At 45.0% G+C, this 22,339-nt stretch carries 24 protein-coding genes; 7 read left to right on the top strand and 17 right to left on the bottom strand.

Features of this window, described 5'->3' with window-relative positions:
- Positions 1–97: 97 nt before the first annotated feature.
- A complete protein-coding gene (locus AC4JOV_RS03545) occupies positions 98–1,375 on the bottom strand; it encodes an argininosuccinate synthase (RefSeq protein WP_229936523.1) in 1,278 nt (425 codons plus the stop codon).
- 149 nt (positions 1,376–1,524) lie between these two features.
- On the opposite strand from AC4JOV_RS03545, the gene AC4JOV_RS03540 reads away from it, so the two are divergent.
- Positions 1,525–3,174, top strand: coding sequence for a Na/Pi cotransporter family protein (locus tag AC4JOV_RS03540; protein ID WP_229936524.1), 1,650 nt, complete (start codon positions 1,525–1,527; stop codon positions 3,172–3,174).
- A gap of 24 nt (positions 3,175–3,198) precedes the next feature.
- Here the strand turns inward: AC4JOV_RS03540 and AC4JOV_RS03535 are convergent, their stop codons facing one another.
- On the bottom strand, positions 3,199–3,540 hold the full coding sequence (locus AC4JOV_RS03535; RefSeq protein WP_229936525.1) for a thioredoxin family protein: 342 nt from the start codon (positions 3,538–3,540) through the stop codon (positions 3,199–3,201).
- A 630-nt stretch (positions 3,541–4,170) separates the two neighbouring features.
- Between AC4JOV_RS03535 and AC4JOV_RS03530 the strand changes: the two genes are divergently transcribed.
- The 4 genes from AC4JOV_RS03530 to AC4JOV_RS03515 are packed head-to-tail and all read left to right on the top strand — an operon-like array spanning position 4,171 to position 7,468.
- On the top strand, positions 4,171–4,953 hold the full coding sequence (locus AC4JOV_RS03530) for a pyridoxine 5'-phosphate synthase (protein ID WP_229936526.1): 783 nt from the start codon (positions 4,171–4,173) through the stop codon (positions 4,951–4,953).
- An 18-nt stretch (positions 4,954–4,971) separates the two neighbouring features.
- On the top strand, positions 4,972–5,904 hold the full coding sequence (gene pdxA / locus AC4JOV_RS03525) for a 4-hydroxythreonine-4-phosphate dehydrogenase (RefSeq protein WP_229936527.1): 933 nt from the start codon (positions 4,972–4,974) through the stop codon (positions 5,902–5,904).
- Positions 5,894–6,868, top strand: coding sequence for a M23 family metallopeptidase (locus AC4JOV_RS03520; protein ID WP_229936528.1), 975 nt, complete (start codon positions 5,894–5,896; stop codon positions 6,866–6,868). Before pdxA ends, AC4JOV_RS03520 begins: the two co-directional genes overlap by 11 nt.
- A gap of 9 nt (positions 6,869–6,877) precedes the next feature.
- Positions 6,878–7,468, top strand: coding sequence for a bactofilin family protein (locus tag AC4JOV_RS03515; protein ID WP_229936529.1), 591 nt, complete (start codon positions 6,878–6,880; stop codon positions 7,466–7,468).
- A 6-nt stretch (positions 7,469–7,474) separates the two neighbouring features.
- Here AC4JOV_RS03515 and AC4JOV_RS03510 read toward each other — a convergent pair whose 3' ends face one another.
- The 3 genes from AC4JOV_RS03510 to AC4JOV_RS03500 form a co-directional block, all read right to left on the bottom strand.
- Positions 7,475–7,702: a hypothetical protein gene (locus AC4JOV_RS03510; RefSeq protein ID WP_229936530.1), complete on the bottom strand. Its 228-nt coding sequence runs from the start codon at positions 7,700–7,702 to the stop codon at positions 7,475–7,477.
- Positions 7,695–8,339, bottom strand: a complete 645-nt coding sequence (locus AC4JOV_RS03505) for a tetratricopeptide repeat protein (protein ID WP_229936531.1) — start codon at positions 8,337–8,339, stop codon at positions 7,695–7,697. The genes AC4JOV_RS03510 and AC4JOV_RS03505 overlap by 8 nt, the downstream gene beginning before the upstream one ends.
- Positions 8,340–8,599: 260 nt before the next feature.
- On the bottom strand, positions 8,600–8,872 hold the full coding sequence (locus tag AC4JOV_RS03500) for a phosphomannomutase (protein WP_491522182.1): 273 nt from the start codon (positions 8,870–8,872) through the stop codon (positions 8,600–8,602).
- A 47-nt stretch (positions 8,873–8,919) separates the two neighbouring features.
- Here AC4JOV_RS03500 and AC4JOV_RS03495 point away from each other — a divergent pair, with 47 nt between their 5' ends.
- Positions 8,920–9,363: a GatB/YqeY domain-containing protein gene (locus AC4JOV_RS03495; protein WP_229936533.1), complete on the top strand. Its 444-nt coding sequence runs from the start codon at positions 8,920–8,922 to the stop codon at positions 9,361–9,363.
- A 75-nt stretch (positions 9,364–9,438) separates the two neighbouring features.
- On the opposite strand, the gene AC4JOV_RS03490 is transcribed toward AC4JOV_RS03495, so the two are convergent.
- The 5 genes from AC4JOV_RS03490 to AC4JOV_RS03470 form a co-directional block, all read right to left on the bottom strand.
- Complete coding sequence (locus tag AC4JOV_RS03490; RefSeq protein WP_229936534.1) at positions 9,439–11,202, bottom strand: S8 family serine peptidase; 1,764 nt, start codon at positions 11,200–11,202, stop codon at positions 9,439–9,441.
- A gap of 250 nt (positions 11,203–11,452) precedes the next feature.
- Positions 11,453–12,250, bottom strand: coding sequence for an indole-3-glycerol phosphate synthase TrpC (gene trpC / locus AC4JOV_RS03485; protein WP_229936535.1), 798 nt, complete (start codon positions 12,248–12,250; stop codon positions 11,453–11,455).
- Between the two features lie 69 nt (positions 12,251–12,319).
- Positions 12,320–13,531, bottom strand: a complete 1,212-nt coding sequence (locus AC4JOV_RS03480; RefSeq protein WP_491522181.1) for a tetratricopeptide repeat protein — start codon at positions 13,529–13,531, stop codon at positions 12,320–12,322.
- 26 nt (positions 13,532–13,557) lie between these two features.
- The gene (locus tag AC4JOV_RS03475) at positions 13,558–13,968 is read right to left on the bottom strand and encodes a YkgJ family cysteine cluster protein (RefSeq protein WP_491522180.1); all 411 of its coding nucleotides are present in this window, start codon (positions 13,966–13,968) and stop codon (positions 13,558–13,560) included.
- A gap of 106 nt (positions 13,969–14,074) precedes the next feature.
- The gene (locus tag AC4JOV_RS03470; RefSeq protein ID WP_229936537.1) at positions 14,075–14,794 is read right to left on the bottom strand and encodes a tRNA1(Val) (adenine(37)-N6)-methyltransferase; all 720 of its coding nucleotides are present in this window, start codon (positions 14,792–14,794) and stop codon (positions 14,075–14,077) included.
- 52 nt (positions 14,795–14,846) lie between these two features.
- On the opposite strand from AC4JOV_RS03470, the gene AC4JOV_RS03465 reads away from it, so the two are divergent.
- Positions 14,847–15,599 (top strand): arginyltransferase, encoded by a 753-nt coding sequence (locus tag AC4JOV_RS03465; protein WP_229936538.1) that lies wholly within the window; start codon positions 14,847–14,849, stop codon positions 15,597–15,599.
- A 322-nt stretch (positions 15,600–15,921) separates the two neighbouring features.
- Here the strand turns inward: AC4JOV_RS03465 and AC4JOV_RS03460 are convergent, their stop codons facing one another.
- From AC4JOV_RS03460 to leuB, 7 genes are all read right to left on the bottom strand, one after another.
- Positions 15,922–17,079, bottom strand: a complete 1,158-nt coding sequence (locus AC4JOV_RS03460) for an FAD-dependent oxidoreductase (protein ID WP_229936539.1) — start codon at positions 17,077–17,079, stop codon at positions 15,922–15,924.
- Positions 17,080–19,128 carry a glycine--tRNA ligase subunit beta gene (gene glyS / locus AC4JOV_RS03455; protein WP_229936540.1) on the bottom strand — a complete coding sequence of 683 codons (2,049 nt, stop codon included), beginning with the start codon at positions 19,126–19,128 and terminating at the stop codon, positions 17,080–17,082. It abuts the gene before it with no gap.
- Positions 19,129–19,276: 148 nt separating this feature from the next.
- Positions 19,277–19,501, bottom strand: coding sequence for a DUF2798 domain-containing protein (locus tag AC4JOV_RS03450; protein WP_229936541.1), 225 nt, complete (start codon positions 19,499–19,501; stop codon positions 19,277–19,279).
- Positions 19,502–19,529: 28 nt separating this feature from the next.
- Positions 19,530–19,682, bottom strand: coding sequence for a hypothetical protein (locus AC4JOV_RS03445; protein ID WP_229936542.1), 153 nt, complete (start codon positions 19,680–19,682; stop codon positions 19,530–19,532).
- A 112-nt stretch (positions 19,683–19,794) separates the two neighbouring features.
- Positions 19,795–20,289, bottom strand: coding sequence for a tRNA (cytidine(34)-2'-O)-methyltransferase (locus tag AC4JOV_RS03440; protein WP_229936543.1), 495 nt, complete (start codon positions 20,287–20,289; stop codon positions 19,795–19,797).
- Positions 20,290–20,291: 2 nt separating this feature from the next.
- On the bottom strand, positions 20,292–21,125 hold the full coding sequence (purU, locus tag AC4JOV_RS03435) for a formyltetrahydrofolate deformylase (RefSeq protein WP_229936544.1): 834 nt from the start codon (positions 21,123–21,125) through the stop codon (positions 20,292–20,294).
- Positions 21,126–21,264: 139 nt separating this feature from the next.
- Entirely contained in the window at positions 21,265–22,335 is a 1,071-nt protein-coding gene (leuB, locus tag AC4JOV_RS03430) for a 3-isopropylmalate dehydrogenase (RefSeq protein ID WP_229936545.1), read from the bottom strand.
- Between the last annotated feature and the right edge of the window lie 4 nt (positions 22,336–22,339).

Below are 22,339 nucleotides of genomic sequence, written 5' to 3'. Positions count from 1 at the left end.
AGATTATACTACATTTGTGTGTATGAAGTGTAAAGCCAGAAGAGTGTTAAAATGTAAAAAAGGGATAAAAAGAAAAGAGGAGGGGGAAAAGAGAGAACTACTCGTTCTCTGTCTTTTCACCGATCATAGCGGCGATACGCTCCGGCTGTTTTTTCCCTTCGATGATAAAACGAAGTGCATTCAGACGGATAAAGCCTTCAGCATCAGCCTGGTTATATACTTCATCCTCTTCGAATGTCGAGTGTGCTTCTGAGTAAAGTGACTCATCAGAACTTCTACCCACTACGATGACATTACCTTTGTAAAGTTTAAGTTTTACTTCACCGTTAACTGTCTCTTGTGTTGCATCGATTGCTGCCTGCATCATCTTACGCTCTGCAGACCACCAGTATCCGTTATAGATCAGTTTTGCATACTTTGGCATAAGCTCGTCTTTCAGGTGTGCCTCTTCTCTATCCAATGTGATAGATTCGATTGCTCTGTGTGCTTTGAGCATGATCGTACCACCCGGAGTCTCATAACATCCACGCGCTTTCATTCCCACATAACGGTTCTCTACGATATCGATACGACCGATACCATGCTTGTTACCGTAATCATTGAGTCTCTTAAGGATCGTTGCCGGGCTCATCTCTTCACCGTTGATTGCGACTGGGTCACCGTGTTTATAAGAGATCGTGATATACTCTGCCTCATCCGGAGCCTCTTCAGGAGAGTTTGTCCATAGCCACATATCATCTTCCGGTTCCGCTGCAGGATTCTCAAGGTGAAGCCCCTCATAAGAGATATGAAGGAGGTTTGCATCCATAGAGTAAGGACTTGCTTTAGGGTTACCATGCTCATCTACATGCTTTTTAGAGATTTCGATACCATGCTCTTTTGCATAGGCAAGAAGCTTTTCACGTGAGTTCAGGTCCCACTCTCTCCATGGTGCGATCACTGCGATATCCGGATCAAGGCTCAGGTAACCAAGCTCGAAACGTACTTGGTCGTTTCCTTTTCCTGTTGCACCGTGAGATACTGCGTCTGCACCGGTCTGTTTTGCGATCTCGATCTGCTTTTTGGAGATAAGCGGTCTAGCGATCGATGTACCAAGAAGATACTCACCTTCATAGATAGCATTGGCTCTGAACATCGGGAATACAAAATCTTTTACAAACTCTTCACGAAGGTCAAGAATGAAAATATTCTCTTCTTTGATCCCCAGGTCAAGTGCTTTCTGACGTGCCGGTTCCACCTCTTCACCCTGTCCCAAGTCTGCAGTGAATGTTACCACCTCACAGTTATACTCATCTTGCAACCACTTCAGGATAATACTTGTATCCAACCCACCACTGTAAGCCAAAACTGCTTTTTTGATCTCTTTTTTTGCCATATGCCAGCCTTTATATTGTAATCAAGATTATAATTTGTCGAGATTTTATCATAATCTTGGTTATGGATGAGTATGAAGAAGGGGCTAATTTTCATGAAAATTAAATATAATATAGATATCAAGGATTACGAACCAAAAGGATGTAAGGGATGCAGGGTATCACCGTCTGGATAGAGGCTTTCTCGGGACTTGGACTCTTTTTGTTCGGTATGCTCTATCTTGAAGCCCAGATCAAGGTCGCTGCGGGTCGTGCCTTTAAACGTATCGTTCAGAATGCCACGGCAACAAAGTTCAAAAGCCTTTTGACCGGGCTGAGTGCCACTGCCCTCTTCCAAAGCTCTTCGGTCGTCACACTGATGACCCTTTCTCTCGTTGGCGCGCAGATGATGAATCTCGGCAGTGCCATCGGTGTCATCTTCGGCTCCAATATCGGGACCACCGTCACCACATGGATCGTGGCGCTCATCGGTTTCAAAATGGACATCAAACTCCTCTCCTATGTCATGATCGGCCTGGGGGGACTTGGCGGTGTAATGGCAAATGAGTCTGGAAAATGGAGAAACTATTTTGGGATGATGGTGGGGTTTGGACTTATATTTTTAGGACTGGAGGGGATGAAAGGGAGCTTTGAGGTCTTTTCAAAAGAGTTCGACCTCTCTGATTATCTTGCCCCTTCTCCCTACTGGTTTGCACTGATCGGCCTCGCTATTACCGCCGTGATCCAGTCCAGTTCTGCCTCCGTAGCGATCATCCAGAGTGCACTCTTTACCCATATGGTCTCCTTTGAAGCGGCAGCTGCATTCGTGGTCGGTGCCAATATCGGGACCACTGTCACAGCAGGTCTTGGAGCAATGGGCGGTATAGCAGATAAAAAACGTACCGCTGTAGCCCACCTGGTCTTCAACCTCTCTACCGCACTGGTAGTGCTGCTGACACTCCCATGGCTGCTTACCCCTTTTAACAGCTATCTGCAGGGAGTCGATGATGTTGTCAGGATCGCACTTTTCCATACTTTTTTCAACGTGGTAGGCGTGATCCTCTGGTTCCCTTTTATCGAAAAGCTCGCTTCATGGGTCAAAGGCTTCTTTGTGGTAAAGATAAGCCCCCCTACCCACTTCATACATAATGTTCCGACGGATGTACCCGACCTTGCACTCGAAGCACTCACCAAGGAGATCGCACACCTTGCCGACAAGGTCGAGGAGTATGCCCTCCTTGTGATCAATATCCCCCCTCCGCAAGCCCTTGGGAAGAGCTACTCTGTGGACAAACTGCTTGAAAAATATGATCAGAACTTTGACCTCTCCTATGACAAACTCTATGAAAAGATCAGGCTGATCGAAGGGGAGATCTACCGCTATAGCTCCATCCTCTCTGCAAAAAACAGCAGTGAAACCTACCAGTCCCAGCTTGATAGACTTTTACGGCAAAATGTTTATCTCGCCACTGCGGCAAAATCGATCAAAGATATGCTGGTCGATATTGACAGGCTCTATGATGCTGCCAGCAGTGAAGAGGTCACGTTTTATAAAAACCTGCGTTACCAGATACTCAAAATCGTTTTGGCATTTCATCAAGCAAGAGAGGGGGATGAGGATGCGATGGTAGAACTGGAAAAGATCTATAAAAAAATCGCCGCATCCTATAAGAACAGTATGGTGCTCATCGAGGATATGGCAAAAAATCCCCGTATCAAGTCGGAGATGACCACCATCGCCATCAATGATATGCACCTGGTAAAAAGTTTTTCAAAATCTCTCAGAAATATACTGAACATAGCCGACACTTCTTCAGATTAACATGTGACACTGCGGCAAGAAGCTTTAAAGTGCAAATCCGTACTTTTTAAGTATCACTTCCGCTACAGGCTTTTTATACGCGCCGGTATGCCGGAATACCTCTTTCCCGTTTTCATCAAAGAAGAGCTGTGCCGGCATCTCTTTTAGCCGGTAGATATCCCGGCTGATAATACGGTCCTTTTGGGAGTCGATAGAGTAGATCTGGAGCCCAGGATGCTCCCGCAGTATCTCATAAAAGACCTTGGACATCGCGATGCAGCTGTAGCAATGGCTCATACCGAAAGAGAGTATGGTCGGCCTGCCGTTGCCTATCTTCTCTTTGATCTCATTGTACGACTGAACGGGAAGGATATCTCTCTTTACCATGATTGCTCCATATTTCTCTGTTATGGCGATTATACAAGTCGTATCTTAAAACTATTGTTATGGCCTGCTTACACTCCATTATTGTCGTAGATGTGTCTTGGATTTGCTGACATCTTTTGCCTCTCTGCCATCTAGCGATGGATTTCACCGTTACTGTTTATCTGACTTCCCTATGCACTCCCATCGGGGACGAATGGGAGCGAGGCGAAAATAGCCTGTCCCCTTTTTTGCTCTTCTCTATTTTGCTCTATATTTTCTATGTCTTAAATCTTGTAATTCTATTTTTACCCAATTCTAAAAGTTTTTTATCTTGACTACTATAATTGTTATAAGTTTGATTTTTGGCTCGTTCCCGATCTCCGGACCGGGAATGCGCACTGACCGTAAGGGAAGAAGTGCCCTTGGGGTGCAGATACTACATTATAATGTCATGGCATCGAGAGATCAGTCGTAGGGTGGGAGCATCCCACCATGATGGTGGATTTTCTCCACCCTACTCACCCCGACATACCGGTACCCGAAGTCTCAAATAACGTTATTGTTATGTTTTTACTTGAAAAGCCGGTGATTTTACGAAGGGCAAAAATATTTTTGGATATAATCAACACCATACTATTTCGGGGGTAAATGATGTTACTGGGTGTCAATATCGATCATATTGCGGTACTGAGAGAAGCAAGAAGAGTCGGGGATCCCGATCCACTGGATGCTTTAGGGATATGCAAACGTGCCGGTGCGGACCAGATCACGATCCATCTGCGTGAGGACAGACGTCATATGCAGGATGCGGATGCAGAGCATATCATTGAACTCTCTGCGCTTCCCGTGAACCTTGAGTGCGCCATTGCCCCGGAGATGATCGATATCGCCTGTAGACTCAAACCGCACCGGGTCACACTCGTACCCGAGAAACGTGAAGAGGTGACAACTGAGGGCGGCCTTGCAGTTACCGGTGATCAGCCGAAACTTGCCGAAGCGATCAGAAGACTGCATGAACATGAGATCGAAGTCTCTCTCTTTATCGATCCGACACCTGAAGCGCTGAAGGCATCCAAAGCTTTAGAGGTGGAGTGGATAGAGTTTCATACCGGGAAATATGCCAATATCTACGCCATGCTCTATAGCAACCTGGCAAAGACGCACCATACGATCCCGGAGCTGGAACTCCCGCGCAGTGAACTGAAAAAAATGATGGATGAAGAGCTTCATATACTCACTACACTAAGCAAAGAGGCAAAAGAGATCGGGCTTCGTGTCGCAGCAGGCCACGGGCTGAATATGCAGAATGTCTCTGCCATTGTAGAGATCGAGCATATCGAAGAGTTGAATATCGGTCAGAGTATCATCGCACGTTCGGTCTATACCGGATTGGAGCAGGCGATCATCGATATGAAACAAGAACTTATACGTTAAGCAGACAAGAGGCGCACAATGTCAAACCGAAAACAGATAGCCATCAGTATCGGTGACCTTAACGGCATCGGTATACAGTTAGCCCTTGAAAACCACCATGCAATCTGTGAACTGGTTAAACCGATCTACTCTATCGACAGGGTCATGCTGGAACAAGCTGCCTCCAAACTTAACCTCTCTATCCCTGAAGGGTTTCAAACCATAGAAGAGATTGCACCCTACTTTGAGATAGAACCGGGGGTTGTAAGCCAAGCGAGCGGTGCCTATGCCTATGCCTCTTTTGGCAAAGCTGTCGAACTTGCCAGAACAGATACGGTGGATGCGATCTGTACACTTCCTATACATAAAAAAGCGTGGGAGATGGCAGGAGTCAAGTATAAAGGACACACCGATGCACTGCGTGACTTTTTTGATGCGGAAGCGATCATGATGCTGGGGTGCCCGAAGATGTATGTCGCACTCTATACCGAACATGTTCCTCTCAAAGAAGTTGCCGAGCGCATCAATACAAAAGAGCTTACCCGTTTTTTACTGGACTTCTACCATACTGCCAACCCAAAAAACACGGTAGCAGTACTGGGGCTTAACCCCCATGCGGGAGATGATGGGGTACTGGGAGATGAAGAGAACATAATCAAAGAGGCGATCCAGGATGCCCATAGAGCGTTGGGAAAGCAGGCCTTTACCGCACCTCTCGTTCCAGATGTCGCCTTTACCCCCAGAGTACGTGAGCACTATACCCACTATATCGCAATGTACCATGATCAGGGACTTGCACCGCTCAAAGCACTCTACTTTGATGAAGGGATCAATGTCTCGCTTAACCTGCCGATACTGAGAACCTCCGTTGACCACGGTACAGCCTTTGATATCGCCTATCAGGGTGCGGCACTCAATGCTTTAAGTTATATCAATGCCATCCGATACATTAAGGAGAGAGATGAAAAATAGGCTCATCATTACGATCAGCGATATTCATGGATCAAAACAGTATAGTGTACATGAGATCATCAAAAAGGTGATAGCGGGAGTCATTCTCCTTCTTCTTACGATCGCTTTTTCCACCTATTTTTATATCAATTTTCTTAACAGCCAGCTCTCCAAGCTCAACAGACAGAAAATCGAATTTCAAAATGAGATAGTAGTACTTGAAGAGACAAGTGCAGACTATAAATATAAACATGACATGCTTCAAAAAGAAAATATACAACTTACACAGTTGATAGAAGAGAATAATGATAAACTGGCTTCGGTCAATGAAAAGCTTCAGGAGGTGGAAGAGATGATCGGGTATGGACCTGATCTCAATGCCTCTTTTCAGGATAGAGTAGAAAATGCACGTGACAAGGTTGTACAAGCACTTAAAGAAGAGGTGCAGCAGGAGCAGATAAGCTCGATCCAAAAAGCCCTTGTCCTCAAGAGTATACCAAATGGCAAACCTCTCAAGTACACCCGTATCTCCAGTGACTACGGCTACCGTATCCACCCGGTTACCAAAAAGAAATCCTTTCACCCTGCAATTGATCTTAGAGCAAAGAGAGGTACGCCTATCTATGCGCCGGCCAGCGGTGTTGTGGTCATGGCCAAACGTAAAGGAGCCTATGGAAAATTCCTACTGCTTGCCCACTCTTTCGGTTTTAAAACCGCATATGGGCATCTCAGCGGCTTTGCAGTCAAAAGCGGCGACTTTGTCAGCAAAGGAGACCTGATCGCCTATGTAGGAAATACCGGTAGAAGTACCGGCCCCCACCTCCATTATGAAATCCGCTACCTGGATAAATGGCTTAATCCAAAACCTTTTATCCAGTGGGATTTAGAGAACATTAACGACATAAGCGATAAAATAACTCAAGTTAGATGGAAGAGTATTCTCCAGCAAACCCAAGATATCATCACGCTTTCTACAGAACAGTAAAGGAGTACTATGGCCCTTCTCATAGGCAAAAAAAACAAGCAAACACCCAATAAGATCACTTCGGCAACGATCATCACCTCTTGTATGGAGGTGACGGGAAACCTGCATGGCAGCGACACCGTACATATTGACGGTAAAGTAACAGGAGATATTATTGTCAGCAATACACTGGTGATCGGAAAATCCGGTGTTGTATACGGAGAGGTCAAAGCAAAAAATGCGATCATCAACGGTAAGCTGGAAGGTAGTATTGTCTGTGAAACACTCGAAGTGATGGAGACAGGTGAAGTATCCAAAAAAATTCAGGCAGACACCATGATACTTGATGGTACCGTTACAGGGAATGTTATCGGACTACAATCAATCGATGTTCAGCCACACGGTAAACTGACTGTTGAAAAACTTGAGAGTAAAAAAATCACTGTTCAGGGATCAGTCAAAGGAAATGTCGTTGCATCAGAACTGCTTGATATTGGAAGTGAAGGCTCGGTAGAGGGTGAAATATCGGTCAAGACCATTAAAACAGCTGAAGGAAGCAGAATGGTAGGTACCATGTCTACGTATGAAGTAAAACAAGAAGAGAAGGCAGAGAACGCCTAGTCTTGTTTATCCAAAGAGTCCGTCTGACTCTTCCGCGATAATCTCACACTCATCATTCATCTTTTCACAAAGTTCTTCTTGACATCGTTCACAAAGATAACGATAGTTCTGCATATCGTAATGTATGGTATCTCCTAGATGTATTTCGGCATAACACTCCGCACACATATGCGTTACGCGTGAGAGTATCTCTTCCGTTGCTTCCTGGGTTACAAAACATGCACTTTTACTCATCTAATCCCTTTAATTTGTTAATCATTTTTTTCGCTTCTTCCAGCGTGGAGTCTAATTCATATGCTTTGGTATATGACGAAAGTGCTTCCTCTTTTCGTCCCAGATCATACAGTGTATTCGCATAGTTGAAATGGTGGGGAGCATACTCCGGATCAAGCTCAATAGAGTGAAGATGGTGTTTTACCGCTCCCTCTTCCTCTCCCAGCTTATGTAAAACATTTGCCAGTGAAGCATGCGCGGAGTCATCATCACTGTCTAGTGAAATAATCTTTTCAAAACTCTCTTTAGCTTCATCCAGATTATCGATCTGCATCATCACATAACCATGCCTTTGAAGCACATCGATATTCTCCCCATCCACTATCAAAGCACTCTGTAGCGCTTTACTTGCTTCCAGCATATCACCTTTCGCTACAGCGTCATCAGCCATTTGAATCAACTGTTCAAGACGTGTCGGCTCTACCTCGGGTTTGGAGAATGTCTTGTCAGGACGGTTGATGCCACCGATCTGTTCATCAGGAAGTTTCGCTTCAAAATCCACACCTCTTTTAGGGTGTTCACCTGAAAAAAGCTGTTTGAAAAAAAGGTAAAAAATCACCCCTGCTACAAGGAAAAGAAAGAGTTGAAATAGTGTCATAAGATCTCCGTTTTTTGTAGGTGAATAATAGGGTAATCTAACTTAAATCTAAAGAAAATTCTTAAAGAAATATTTCATTTTTGGCAGTTATTATCAGACGTAATCCCACGCTATTAATCTATCTTTTCAACTGCGCTGCGATCTGGCCGGCCAGGGCATCCATCTCTTTCCTTTTATAGGACGCAAAATGAGCAAAGCCCATTTTACTACGCTATCACTGGGATCTCTTCGGCAGAGTGCCCGCGCTACTAGTCGCGCTTTTAACTCGTTGCCTTTAACTGAGAAGCGATCTGACCGGCCAGGGCATCCATCTCCTCTTTGCTCTCAAAGATAAATTCATGTTTCTCCTCTTCGCCAAGGTGTACGAAGATACCGAAACCCACGACCTCAACCTTGCCTTTTGCCTCACTATCAAGCCACTCAAGGCTCACCTTTGTGGTCTCATTCTCGTAACCGGTTTTTATGACAGCTGCGGGATAAAGCTGCGTGATCTTTTTTGTATCGAACTGTTTCTCTTGAATCGTAATAATCATACAAGGATTATAGTATAATCCTCGTAAATCTTTCATAGGAGCACAACATGAGTTTAAAAGAACAGATCAAAAATGATATCAAAGAGGCGATGCGTGCAAAAGAGATCGTCAGAAGAGATACACTGAGAAATATCCAGGCAGGCATCAAACAGATAGAAGTTGACGAACGCAAAGAGGTAACGGATGCTGACGTAGAGGCAATCCTTGCCAAGTATCTCAAACAGAGAGAGGATGCAAAAGCACAGTTTGCAGAAGCAGGACGTGATGACCTCGTTGCAAAAGAGGATGAAGAGATCGCTATTGTACAGAGCTATCTGCCTGAACCTATGAGTGATGAAGAACTGGAGAGTACGCTAAAAGAGATCATTACGCAAGTCGGTGCTGAGAGTATGAAAGATATGGGAAAAGTGATGGGTGCCGCAAAAACTGCTATTGGAAGCCGTGCAGACGGCGGACGTATCAACCAGGTGGTCAAAAAACTACTCGCATAATACAATACTATCTCCTTACCAGACCTGCAACAGGGAGGTCTGGTAGATCACAAAATCCACCTGGAAAGCCAACATTTACTCTCCCTTGATATCCTTTTTATGTACCGATACCTGACTCTCGTTAGAGTATGTAGAGCTCTTTAGATCATTAAACGCTTTCACCCGATACCTATACGCCCCCTGCTCTCCAACGGTATCAGTAAATGTCACTATATTTGCTGCTGTCTGACCAACCGGTGTAAAGAGATACTTCCCTTTCACCCGCTTTGCCCGCTCTATCACAAAGCCCTTTTCATTCTCAGAATTATCAACCCATGATAGGGTGATACTATTGGCATTCACACTACTCGATAATCCACCAGGGGCATAAAGGAAACTTGGGTCTGTTGTAACCTCCACACGAAGTGTTTGAGAGGTTGCACTCAGCTCCTGATCATCACGTACCGTAAGCGTGGCCAAGTATTGCCCCGGATTTTCATAGGTATGTTCTACCACCATCCCCTCACCACTGCTGCCGTCACCAAAATCCCATTGATAGCTTATAATCGTACCGTCATCACTCGATGATGAGCCATCAAACCTTACCACTCTCGGGGCATAATCAGTCAAATAGCTCAGCGATGCTACAGGAACCGGACTCTGATAGGCAGTATCGATATACTCCAATGCCATATCCACTGCTTTTTGTGCATCCAAACGACCTCTTCCGTAGAGGTCATCCTCTCCTACCTCTCCCAAATCCACCACTGAACCCAATAAGATACTTTCTACCTCATCAGGTCTGAAATCAGGATGAAGACCAAAGATCATTGCCCCCACTCCTGCAGCCATAGGAGTGGAGAATGAGGTCCCGGAGTGATAGACATTTTTCCCTCCCAAAGAGGTTGTTAAAATACTCTCTCCGGGAGCAACAAGGTCGACAAAAGGGCCATAGTTGGAAAAGCTGGATTTTGTATCGGATTTGCCGGTGGAGCCGACAACGATAAAAGAGTTCCAGTCAGGATAGGATACTGTACTGTAAAAATTTCCTGAATTTCCTCCAGCCATAAAGAGCAGGCCGCCATGTTCTCTTAGATATGTTGCTGCATCATCTATCGAAGAGGCTGCAGCCCCCTCATAACTAAGACTTGCCACTTTTACACCCTGGTCTGCACACCACTTGATCCCTTTTGCCATTGTTGAGAGGTAGGCACTGGGATCATCCGTACTTCTGTTGATTTGTACCGGTATGATATTAACATCCCATAATACACCGCTGATACCTAATCCATTGTTCCCTACTGCACCGATCACTCCGGCTGTAGCGGTCCCATGACCATGGAAATCCTCCACTGAATGCAGATGATTGGCATTGTATCCGGGCAGAAGGTTATCGATCAGATCCGGATGGTCCTGATCTACCCCGGTATCAAGAACACAGACCTTCACTGCTTCTATATCCTCCGGTGAGGTGAGCGTATCCCATGCATACGTTGAATTGATCGTTGTATGATGCCACTGATTTGAAAAGTCCGGGTCATTTGGGGTATTGGAAGGAGCAACGATCATATCCGGTTCGGCAAACTTTACGGCACCGGTTTCCCTAAGCATCTTGCTGATAGCTTTTTCTCTTCCCTTGCTGTTAAGCTGGGCGATATGGAGGTTCAGACCATCCACGATCTCTTCATGCAGCACATGACTGTGAATCACTGCATTGAGATTTTTCAACTCTTCTGCACTTGCATTCTTTTTTACTTTATAGAGCAGAACTCCCGGTCTGATATTATCACCGGGTGTCGTAGGCGCAAGATTTAAGATACCCACACCGATCACGACGAACAAAGTAATCCTCTTCTTCATCTTCCCCTCCTGTTTTTAATCAAATCGATTTAGCACCCTTGATCTTCGAAGTTCCGTATCTTACATCATATCGAACCAACGTGATATGAACGTGACAACTATAGGTTTTGAAAAAGATTAATCGATCAAAATTGCTTTCGCAGGGATAGATAAAATAGTTATGATGAAGAGAGAAAACAGTCTTTTTTTCAAGAAAACGTACCCGCTAAAAGAAGCGGGGGAGAAGGAGATTGAAGTCATTGGGACTTCCTTAGTTCTCTCCATATTTAAGTGATTTAAGTGCAGCGGTGATGTCATCCTGGCGCATAAAGTGCTCACCGACCAGGAAAGCATCAGCCCCGATCTTGGAAAGTTCTACTACTCTCTCATGGTCATTGATACCGGATTCTGCAACAATGATCTTGCCTTTTGGAATAAGCGGGATAAGTTTTTCACTCAAGCTCATATCCATCTCAAAGGTCTCAAGATTACGATGGTTGATACCGATGATCTGAGCCCCGGCAAAGGTCGCCTTGATCAGGTCTGTTTTATTGTGGACCTCTACCAGTACGTCCAGTCCCAGGTGCAGTGCATACTCATAAAGTTCTTTAAGCTCTTTACGGCTCAATGCCGCAGCAATAAGAAGGATATAATCCGCACCGAAAGCCAGTGCTTCCAAAACCTGGTACTTATCTACGATAAAATCTTTACGGAGCAGCGGCAGATTCACATAGCGTCTTACCATTCCCAGATACTCTTTATCCCCCTGAAAGTAGTGAGGTTCGGTCAAAATAGAGAGTGAGTCTGCCCCACCTTTCTCATACTGCTGTGCGATCAGCATAGGGTCGAAATCCTCACGGATCACCCCTTTGCTCGGACTGGCTTTTTTGATCTCCGCAATGATACGGTAAGGATTCTCTTCTGTAGAGCGAAGTGCAGTTTTTACATCTTTAGGAAAGAAAGGGTTGAATGCAAGTGAACGTCCCAGCCACTCTTCCGGATACTCCACTTTTCTCTTTTCAAGATCAGCTTTAGTTCTTTTGATAATTTCATCTAAAATCTGTGCCATCTATACAGCCTTGGGCTAAGTTTTCGCGTATTATATCTAAACGCTAAACGCTAAACGCTGAACGCTCACTTATTTGCAGTTTTGAATCGCATCCCAATGATCTTTGATCTCTTCTTGTTCAAGACCTTCTCTCTCTATGACTTTTTTCATCAACTCGTAGGCTTTTTTACACTTCTTCTGTTTATAATATCCCCAAGCCAGTGAATCCAGATAAAAGGTATTATCGGGTTGTTGTCTGAGTGCATCTTCAACGATACTGATCCCCTTGTTGATATCAAACTCTTTATCGATCAGAGTATAACCGTAGTAGTTAAGATAGATACTGTCATCTACCCCACCCTCTATCGCTTTTTCAAAATGAGAGATCACCTCTTTGAGCATTGTTTTGTCATCTTTGTCCTCTGCCTGTTCAAAAAGGAGTATCCCTTTTTCTGCAAGCCACTTGGCATCATTGTCCTGACTGTAAAAATAATCGACCAGAAGTATCGCTTTTTCATAAGATCTCGTCACTTTATAGAGATCATAGAGGATATCCTCATGCCCTTCACGATGCTTCTCCAAGAATGCCATAGCGCCTTCAAGATCCCTCTTATAGACATAGGCATCAATGATCTTTCGGATATAGTTCTCATCACCTTCGAGTTCATAGAGCGCTTCATAGGTACTGATAAGGCCGTTGATATCATTCTCTTTCATATAGAGTTTGAGCAGTTTAAAATAGACACTTTGTGATGAGATATGCATACGCCGGTGGGTTTCCAACAGTGCGATCGCTTCTTTACGTTGCCCGGTATACTCATCCATGATCGTCGCAACCCTCAAGAGGATGCCCTCATGCAGTGTCTCATCATAGACCCGCTTAAGCAACTGCAATGCCCTCTCAAACTCTGCATTGTAAAGCAGTGCATTTGAGACCAGCTCAAGATCCATTACTTGCTGAGACCTTTCAAGAAGATACATGGACTCCTCTTGGGCACGCTCTCCCTGGTTTGCCGTAAGATACAAAGGGATCAACAGACGTTTTGCATCCAGGGTATCCGGATGTTTTTTATCCCATAGTTCCAGCCTGTCAATGCTTTCATTGATAAACGTACGGCTAAGCAGTGCGGAGCGCATCTCACGGAAAAGGAACTCCTCCTCGCCGGTACGGTCAAAGAGCTCTCCATAGATAGGTCTGCTGTATTCATACGCCTTCAGATCATCAAACCAAAGTGCTTTGATAATCAAGGAATCTTCGCTCACCATGATCTGCTCTTTGGCCTGCAAAGATACATTCAACATAACAAAAGTAACAATAGCAGCTAGGATTATACGATACCTGGGCACTCTTTCCTTACCTCATCTTCATCATTTTTAAATTGTTCCCAGAAGGGAAATGTACGGCACTGTCTAGGACGGACAGGATAGATACTGCAGCGCTTAACTGTTTCATCAAAAAAGATACATGCATAGTTCTCTTCACTCAGCTTTTTTTCTATCAGCGAATAACGGTGTTTCACCTTTCTTAGATACATTGTAGCAAAATCTTCTACGCTAAGGTTAACAAAGTCCGCCATTTTGACGATCTCTTCATATTTGGCCCAGATATATCCGCTCTCTCCCGTACAGCAGTGCCCTCCACATGCCTCACAGGCAGAGGGGTCAAACTTGTAATTATAGTTTTCTTCTGACAACAGTTCCACAACAATCCTTTCTATACTCTTTCGGCCTTTCGGCATACGATGTAACACGATACAATATGCCTCATGTGGTGGGTATCACCCACCCTACGCGACATCTTCTCTATCCAATAAAAGCATTGCCGAGCAATGCTTACCAAACCTGCTACCTACTACTTGTTTCACATACATCAAAGTCACCTTTGATACTATGCGTTCCGGCTCTCTCAAACGCTTTTTGTGCCGCAGGCCTATAGATGCTATCTTCATCAAATACGATAAAGGGCGGCAATACCTGTACCATAGATTTTGAATTATTGCGCGCTGCGATCATGACCAGTTTGGACTCTCTGTCGATCTTGGAGTGTACAAACTGTATCTTCTCTGCCTTTATACCATTTATTGTGAGATGATGCAAGAGCAGATCAATCTGTTTGGCATCATAACAGAAGATAAACCACCCTTTGGGCTTCAAAAAGGTCTTCACTCTTCGAATGAACCTTTCAATAGGCAGATGGTGTGCATAGCGTGCAATATTGAGATGTGTATCTTCGCTCTGTGTCACGCGCGGATCATAAAAAGGGGGATTGGAGATGATATAGTCATATCTCTCATCCGTCTGAAGTTCTGTAAAATCCCCCAGATGACTTTTAACCTCCATACGGTTCAGATGAAAGTTATGTACCGCATAGTCAAGCATCTTCTGCTGTTTATCGATCACAGTGGTTGTTACCGGGAAGTCACGACTTAAAAGCAGTGAGATGATCCCAACCCCGCATCCTACATCAAGCAGTGATCCTTTAGGTTGAAAAGAGGAGATAAAATCATAAAGAAAGATCGAGTCGCTATTGTAACAGTATCCCGAAGTCGGTTGATAAAGAAACATAAAACTCCATAGTTTTTAATAATTTTACACTATTTTCTGTATAATCGCGGTAATGAATGAAGAGCTAGACCTACTAAACCCACCATCAACAGACTTCTCCATGTTGGACTATGAGTGTGCCTACCTGCCTGACAGAACTGTACGTATGCACTATAAGTATGTCAACCATGCCTCCAAAACCTTTACGACTGCTGTGATCGACCGGGGATGGCGACGTTTTGGAAAATATTTTTTTCATCCGATCTGTAACGGCTGTAACGAATGTAAAAGTATCCGTATCAACGTGCCTGATTTCAAGCCTAGCAAATCACAACGCAAAGCGATCAACCGCAACAAAGAGACCAAGATCATTGTCCAAAAACCTACGATGACCAGAGCCCACCTTGATCTTTATGACAAATACCATGCGTTCAAACATCAAAAAGACGGATGGAGCCACAGAAATATCTCCCAACGGGAATACTATGAAAACTTTGTTGACGGAGCCTATGACTTTGGTAAAGAGATACTCTATATGGATGGAGACAAACTGATCGGTGTCGACCTCATCGATGTACTTGATGACGGGATCAGTGCCATCTACTTCTACTATGACCCTGACTATCCAAGGCTTTCACTCGGTACCTACTCGCTGCTCTATCAGATCCAGCTTGCCAAGATCCTTGATCTTCCATGGATCTATCTCGGCTATTGGGTAGACGGGTGCAAAGCCTTTGCCTACAAGCCGAAATTCCAACCCCAGGAGATCCTGGACGGCTTCCCCCATATCAGTGAAATCCCACAATGGGAGAAATGGGAACTCTAATTAATCACACGGAGTGTGCCTCTGTCATCTCGAACGACCTTGTACCCCACTTACGCTTTAGCGACAGGGGTATCGGAATTTAGTGCCAGAAAAGCAACGCGATGAGTAGCGTTAAGAAATCGTGAATAGTTTCACGATTTTAGCTACGGAACCAGAGGTGATGTGCACTTGTGCACCGCCGAAGGATGACCTATAACGTCAGGGCGCTTCGTTTTTTCTCTTAGTGAAGCGTAGCGGTGACGAAGTCATCACTCTCTTTGAGAAAAAAATGAAGAGAGAAACACCGCCTCAACTAAAATAAATGGATGTTTGAAAAACCTATTTATCTCATATCGTCCAATTCCGGAGATTTCCGACACCACTTCAAAAAGAGCCTGTCTGAATTGACCCGGGGATCCGGCTCTTTTTCATCGACGACAAGATCAGCCAACATTTTGCCCATCATTGGGCCAAAAACAAATCCTCTACCACCCAATCCATTGCAGATATAGAGGTTGTCTATATACCTTGGTTCAGGCTTGGCACCACGTACGATCGTCGGGTAAGCCTCCAGCATCGTCGGTACATCGATCACTCTCCCTACCAAAGGGAAGTAGTCCTTGCTTCCCGCCCTCATTCCGCAGAAGGTCTCTACCAGTTCCATATCCGAAGTATCCACCATACTGGAAGCTTTTTCTTTCAGAGAGAGTGCCTGTGCCTCCTCACATGGGATAGGTTCCTTCACGCCCTTTTCATGGGTTGCACCAAGGCGGATAATCCCGTTAATATTGGCAGAGACGGACATCGACTGGTGCATACTGACCTTCATAGGCAGCTGGGAGCGGAAGTCACCACGGGTTCCCCATGTACCCTTCACCCCCATATATCGCATATCACACAGATCGTTCTTATATCCCGTAGCCAACACGATATTTTTCGCCTGATAGAGAGATGACCCCTCGTTCCCACTCTCCTGAGTGGGAATGCATACCCACACTCCGTCACGATAGGAAATTTTTTCGATAGCAGATATCTGAACATCTACCTCTTCCAGGAGTGCAGCACATGTCTCCGGTGCATCACAGGCACCCGCTTCATCAAAGAAGAAGCTCTCAAAAGGTACATTAATATGGTGGGCTTTGAGCTTTTCCAGATCCCATCTGCTGTAGCTGTTTTCATTGTGAGGTTCATACTCGGCAAACTTCTTCGCATCCGCTTCATCTTTGGGGATACGTACGACACCGCTTTGGTGATAACAGTGGGGAAAGTGCTCCAGGTAGAAATCTCTGGCAAAGACGAACGCTTCATTGGTCAGCTGCTGAAGAGGGGAACCTTTACCGATCTTCGGAGAGACAAACGCCCCCGCAGCTCCCGACCCGCCGGTCGCAATACCGTTTTTATCCAGGACCAGAACCTTCTGCCCTTTCTGGGAGAGGAAATAGGCACTACTTGCCCCGGCTATCCCTGCGCCGATAATGATGGTATCGTAGATAGAGGACATTTAGATAGAGATCTCTTTGATATCCGCGATATCTCTGAAGGTCTTATAGATAGAACCGATCGTGTTGAGCCTGTTATTTTTCAGTGCTTCATCTTCGGTATTGACCATCACATCATCAAAGTACGCATCCAGTTCACGCTTCAGTCCGAAGAGTGCTTCAAGCTCCTCTTTATAATCCTTATAGGTAGAGTTGATCACTTTCTCATAGGCAGTATAGAGACTTACTTCCGCATCTTCTGCAAAAAGCGTCGTATCGATTTTCATCGCTGCATCCAGATCGACATCTTTGGAGATATTCGCCACACGCTTGAAGGTAGAGAACTGCTCTTTAAAGACATCACTGCTTACGATCTCATTGAGTGCTGCAACCTTTTTGGAAATCTCATTGATATCTCTTTCACCTGATGCGAAAACGGCTGCGATCACTGACGGGTTGGCATCAAGCGATTTGTTGATACGCTCGATGATGAAGTCGCTTAGAAGCTGCGTATCGAACGCTGCATACTCATCTTTGAGCAGTGTGATGATATCTTCGATATTAAATGCCAAGTCATACGCTGTGACGATACGTACGATACCGTTGACCGCACGGCGAAGTGCAAATGGATCTTTTGAACCTGTCGGGATCATCCCTACACTAAAGAGACCGATCAGCGTATCCAGTTTGATCGCCATCGCTACAATACCCGAGAAGATGCTGCTTGGAAGCTCCGCACCCTCACCTACAGGCATATACTGCTCTTTGATCGCATTGTAGACGACTTCCTCTTCACCGAGTGCTTTGGCATAGTAGTATCCCATGAGTCCCTGAAGCTCAGTAAACTCATACACCATCTCGCTCATCAGGTCCGCTTTTGCAAGCTCTACAGCTCTGTCCATCGCTTTTTCAAGTGCGGCATTCTCTTTACCGCTTTGGGCTTCCACTCTCTCCATATAGAGACCAAGGAGACGCATTGCGATACGTTTTTCTCTTCTGATCTTGTCTGTAAGCGTTCCAAGACCGTCGATGAACTGAACTTTTTCCAGTCCCTCTGTACTCAAACCATTTTTGAGATCGTTTCGGTAGAAGAAAAGACCATCAGCGAGTCTCGGTTTCAATACACGCTCATTCCCGGCAACCACTTTGCTGTAGTCTTCAGTATAGGCGTTGCTTACTACTACGAACTTGTTGGTGATCTTGCCATTTTCAAATACCGGGAAGTAGCGCTGATGCTCTTTCATCGAGGTGATGATCACTTCGGGCGGAAGCTCAAGGAACATCTCATCGAACTTTCCTACCAGTGCTTTCGGGTTTTCCGTGATCGCAACGACTTCTGCGAGCAGATCAGCATCTCTTTCGATAAAGATCCCTTCATTTGATTCAAGTGCATCGAACTGTTCAAGGATAGCCGCTTCCCTCTCTTTGGGGTAGAGTGTGACCGCACCGTCAGCCAATACTTGTTCATAGGCATCGATAGTCGGAACTTCAACGGCATCATAGTTGACCATACGGTGAACATACGTCTTCGTATCGCTTTGCACACCAAAGAGTTCTGCAGATACAGACTCATCACCCATTCTTACCTGCAGCCATCTGATAGGACGGATAAACTCATCACTTCTTGAGCCCCATCTCATCATTTTACCAAATGCCATGGATGCGATCCACTTCTCAAGCATCTCCTGTAACAAGGTAGCGGTCTGGGCACCCTTCTCCTCTTTTTTAAAGAAAAGTACTTCACGGCCATTGTTATCTGCACGTCCCAGTTCATCCACAGTCACACCGCACTTTCTTGCAAACCCTTCAGCAGCTTTGGTCGGTTCACCCTCTTTGAACGCTGCAGCCACAGGAGGTCCCATCAACTCGATCGTCTGATCTTCCTGTTTCTCCGGCATCGCTGCATGCTTCAGCACCAATCTTCTAGGGGTATAGATAAACTCGAACTCACAGCTGAGCTTATACTCATCAAGTAGATTTTGCCAAGATTTTTCGATATTTTTTACGATCTTCAGTAACGGTATCGCCGGTAGTTCTTCAACACCGATTTCGATAAGAAGTGGTTGTGCCATCTTTTAGATTCCTATTCAGATAAATGATATGTGATTTTACCTAAATGTTGGTAAATAGGGGGTTAGTCATAGTAGCAGCATAGAAGTACCTGCGGAGTTTTCACTCCGGAGTTAGAGTATATCCTAAGTACCGGAAGAACATATCCGTCTACTTTGAAGCGATCTTCAGAGCCAACTTTCGTGCAAAAGGGAAGACTAAGAGCACCGAAGGAAATGCAATCGCCCAGGCCACAATCCATGCACGCATCCAAACAGCTACAAACTGCTCCACAATACCAAGATTGATAAACGAAATAGCCCCGGACATGATAAAACTCATAAACCCGGAAAGCAAAAATGCTTGCACATAATGAAGATATTTAGCAGAGATCATCGGGAATCCTTAATTTTTGATATAACAACTATGACGACTTATTCTCATCTTTCGTGTTCTTCATATCCTTTCGTCTTCCCTCATTATCAAACTTGTTTCTAAAATAGTTTCTGATAATCACAAAGGTCATAAAGGCAAACAGTACAAAGGCAAAAATATAGACGATATCTCCAAAAGGCATCAGCTCTCCTTTAATGTATTGGGAATGGTGATCTTTTCAAACCACTTATGCTCATTTGCTCAGAGGCAAAGCCCCTAAGCACGCAATTGTCCTAAGCGGACGGCTCATGCGACTAGTCGCACTCTAATGTATTAGGGATTGTGATTTTTTCAAATCCCTCATAATTCTGGCGCAGTGCTTCATAGGTGACGATACCTACACTGACCCCCAGGTTCAGGCTTCTGCCTGCTCCTCCCATCGGGATGGTGATACAGTTTTCGGGGTGTTCAAGCAGTACCCTCTCATCGATCCCCTTGCTTTCAGAACCAAAGAGAATATAGTCACCCTTTTGGAAGCTTGCCTCAAAGTAGAGCTTGTCTGTTTTGGTCGTGGCCATATGGGTATGCTCATCTATGGGATGCGCTTTCAGGAACGCTTCAAAACTCTCCCAGACTACCAGATTAAGATGCTTCCAGTAATCAAGCCCGGCACGTTTCACTGCCTTGTCATCGATATCAAAACCGATCGGCTTGATCAGGTGCAGCGTGGCACCAAGGTTGACACAGAGACGTCCGATCGTCCCCGTATTTTGAGGGATCATCGGTTCTACAAGTACAATATTAAACATGATTAAAACACGATCGTTTTATTTCCGTGGACAAACACACGGTCATTAAGCACATAAGAGAGCGCACGGGAGAGTACTACTTTTTCCACATCTCTCCCGGCACGCTGCATATCCCTCCACTCCATACGGTGATTGACGGGGATCACATCCTGAGCAATGATCGGCCCTTCATCAAGATCATCCGTCACAAAGTGTGCCGTAGCACCAATGATCTTAACCCCTCTTTCATGGGCCTGTTTGTAAGGGTTGGCACCGATAAATGCAGGAAGGAATGAGTGGTGTATATTGATGATCTTCTTCTCATACGCTTTGACAAATTTTGATGTTAGAATACGCATATATTTGGCAAGAACGATGAAGTCAAACTCAAATGTATCGATCAGCTCCATCACCTTCTCTTCATGTTCCTCCCTGTCCATTCCGTCTGCAGGGATACAAAAGAACGGGATATCGAAACGTCGGACCAGTGTTTCAAGAGTATCATGGTTGGCAATAACACACTCGATCTTTGCATCCAGCTCACCGTCAGCATGGCGTATCAGGATGTCACCGAGGGCATGAGACTCTTTGGTTGCCATCAGCACAATCTTTTTTGGCTTAGGTACGATCACTCTGATATCTGCTTCCGGAGCAATACCCTTCAGCTCGCTTGAGAGTTCATCAGGTTCAAAGATTCCCGTTACTACCGTACGCATAAAGAATCTACCCGTCTCTTTATCTACAAATTCACGGTTGGAGTCAATATTCAGTTCTTTTTCAAAAAAAACTTTTGATATCTTATAGACCAAACCTTTAGCATCATCACAGTCGATCAGAACCCTTGCTCTTGTTTCCATTGTTTCCCTTTAGGAGTGAAGATAAATTAAAAGAAGAAAAGGAGAAGCAGTGCTTCTCAAACACGACACGTCGTGTGAGCCTCCCGCTGAGGGAAACCCGATATTAACAGAGTAAAATGGACTCTGTTCGTTTTACGTTCTATTTCGATGCATAATCAGCGATAATATCACCGATCTCACTACATGAACAGATCTCTTTTGCATCATAGTCACCAAGGTCGCCTGTACGGTAACCTTCAGCCAGTGCCTTTTTGATCGCATCATCGATTCTATCTGCAGCTTTCTCTTCACCGAGTGCATAACGCAACATCATACTTGCACTTGAGATGGTCGCAAGCGGGTTGGCGATCCCCTGACCTGCGATATCCGGTGCTGAACCGTGGATCGGTTCATAAAGACCTACACCTTTTCCCGTACTTGCACTTGGAAGAAGACCGATCGAACCGCTCAGCATACTTGCTGCATCCGAAAGGATATCACCGAAGATATTTCCTGTCAGGATGACATCAAACTGTTTCGGGTCACGGATCAGCTGCATTGCGGCATTGTCCACATACATATGGGAAAGTTCCACTTCCGGATAATCTTTTGCTACCTCTTCAACGATATCTCTCCAGAACTGGCTTACTTCAAGTACGTTTGCTTTATCTACAGAACAGATACGTTTGTTACGCTTCATTGCGATTTCAAATGCAACCACGGCGATACGCTCTACCTCTTCACGCGTATAGATCATCGTATTGAACGCTTTGTCTTCATGAAGCTCTCTTGGCTGACCAAAATAGATACCCCCGGTAAGCTCACGTACAACCATAATATCGACACCCTTGATCACATCCGGCTTAAGGCTGGATGCATTGACAAGCTCATCATACACCATCGCCGGGCGAAGGTTTGCAAAGGTTCCCATCTCTTTACGAAGACCGAGAAGACCTGTTTCAGGACGGAGATGTCTCTCCAGGTTATCCCATTTCGGTCCGCCGATTGCACCAAAAAGTACGGCATCACACTTCTTTACTCCTTGGATCGTCTCATCCGGAAGCGGTACACCGGTCTCATCAATCGCTGCTCCCCCAAGAAGCATCTCTTCATATCTTAGAGTAAATCCTTCTCTTACTGATACAGCATCCAATACTTTGATCGCCTCATCAATGATCTCAGGACCGATCCCATCACCTTTAATCACGCCGATTTTATAACTGTTACTCATACTA

Source organism: Sulfurovum sp. MH2-6 (assembly GCF_058374785.1).
This window is presented reverse-complemented; position numbering and strand designations above follow the sequence as displayed.

Coding starts and splice junctions, on each gene's coding strand:
- AC4JOV_RS03510 (WP_229936530.1), bottom strand. CDS start 7,702: ATGAGTAAAAGTGCATGTTTTGTAACCCAGGAAGCAACGGAAGAGATA.
- AC4JOV_RS03500 (WP_491522182.1), bottom strand. CDS start 8,872: ATGATTATTACGATTCAAGAGAAACAGTTCGATACAAAAAAGATCACG.
- AC4JOV_RS03440 (WP_229936543.1), bottom strand. CDS start 20,289: ATGTTTAATATTGTACTTGTAGAACCGATGATCCCTCAAAATACGGGG.
- AC4JOV_RS03460 (WP_229936539.1), bottom strand. CDS start 17,079: ATGTCCTCTATCTACGATACCATCATTATCGGCGCAGGGATAGCCGGG.
- AC4JOV_RS03450 (WP_229936541.1), bottom strand. CDS start 19,501: ATGATCTCTGCTAAATATCTTCATTATGTGCAAGCATTTTTGCTTTCC.
- pdxA (WP_229936527.1), top strand. CDS start 4,972: ATGTCAAACCGAAAACAGATAGCCATCAGTATCGGTGACCTTAACGGC.
- AC4JOV_RS03495 (WP_229936533.1), top strand. CDS start 8,920: ATGAGTTTAAAAGAACAGATCAAAAATGATATCAAAGAGGCGATGCGT.
- trpC (WP_229936535.1), bottom strand. CDS start 12,250: ATGGCACAGATTTTAGATGAAATTATCAAAAGAACTAAAGCTGATCTT.
- AC4JOV_RS03530 (WP_229936526.1), top strand. CDS start 4,171: ATGTTACTGGGTGTCAATATCGATCATATTGCGGTACTGAGAGAAGCA.
- AC4JOV_RS03475 (WP_491522180.1), bottom strand. CDS start 13,968: ATGCCGAAAGGCCGAAAGAGTATAGAAAGGATTGTTGTGGAACTGTTG.
- AC4JOV_RS03505 (WP_229936531.1), bottom strand. CDS start 8,339: ATGACACTATTTCAACTCTTTCTTTTCCTTGTAGCAGGGGTGATTTTT.
- AC4JOV_RS03545 (WP_229936523.1), bottom strand. CDS start 1,375: ATGGCAAAAAAAGAGATCAAAAAAGCAGTTTTGGCTTACAGTGGTGGG.
- AC4JOV_RS03520 (WP_229936528.1), top strand. CDS start 5,894: ATGAAAAATAGGCTCATCATTACGATCAGCGATATTCATGGATCAAAA.
- AC4JOV_RS03470 (WP_229936537.1), bottom strand. CDS start 14,794: ATGTTTCTTTATCAACCGACTTCGGGATACTGTTACAATAGCGACTCG.
- AC4JOV_RS03535 (WP_229936525.1), bottom strand. CDS start 3,540: ATGGTAAAGAGAGATATCCTTCCCGTTCAGTCGTACAATGAGATCAAA.
- leuB (WP_229936545.1), bottom strand. CDS start 22,335: ATGAGTAACAGTTATAAAATCGGCGTGATTAAAGGTGATGGGATCGGT.
- AC4JOV_RS03540 (WP_229936524.1), top strand. CDS start 1,525: ATGCAGGGTATCACCGTCTGGATAGAGGCTTTCTCGGGACTTGGACTC.
- purU (WP_229936544.1), bottom strand. CDS start 21,125: ATGGAAACAAGAGCAAGGGTTCTGATCGACTGTGATGATGCTAAAGGT.
- glyS (WP_229936540.1), bottom strand. CDS start 19,128: ATGGCACAACCACTTCTTATCGAAATCGGTGTTGAAGAACTACCGGCG.
- AC4JOV_RS03445 (WP_229936542.1), bottom strand. CDS start 19,682: ATGCCTTTTGGAGATATCGTCTATATTTTTGCCTTTGTACTGTTTGCC.
- AC4JOV_RS03465 (WP_229936538.1), top strand. CDS start 14,847: ATGAATGAAGAGCTAGACCTACTAAACCCACCATCAACAGACTTCTCC.
- AC4JOV_RS03515 (WP_229936529.1), top strand. CDS start 6,878: ATGGCCCTTCTCATAGGCAAAAAAAACAAGCAAACACCCAATAAGATC.
- AC4JOV_RS03480 (WP_491522181.1), bottom strand. CDS start 13,531: ATGTTGAATGTATCTTTGCAGGCCAAAGAGCAGATCATGGTGAGCGAA.
- AC4JOV_RS03490 (WP_229936534.1), bottom strand. CDS start 11,202: ATGAAGAAGAGGATTACTTTGTTCGTCGTGATCGGTGTGGGTATCTTA.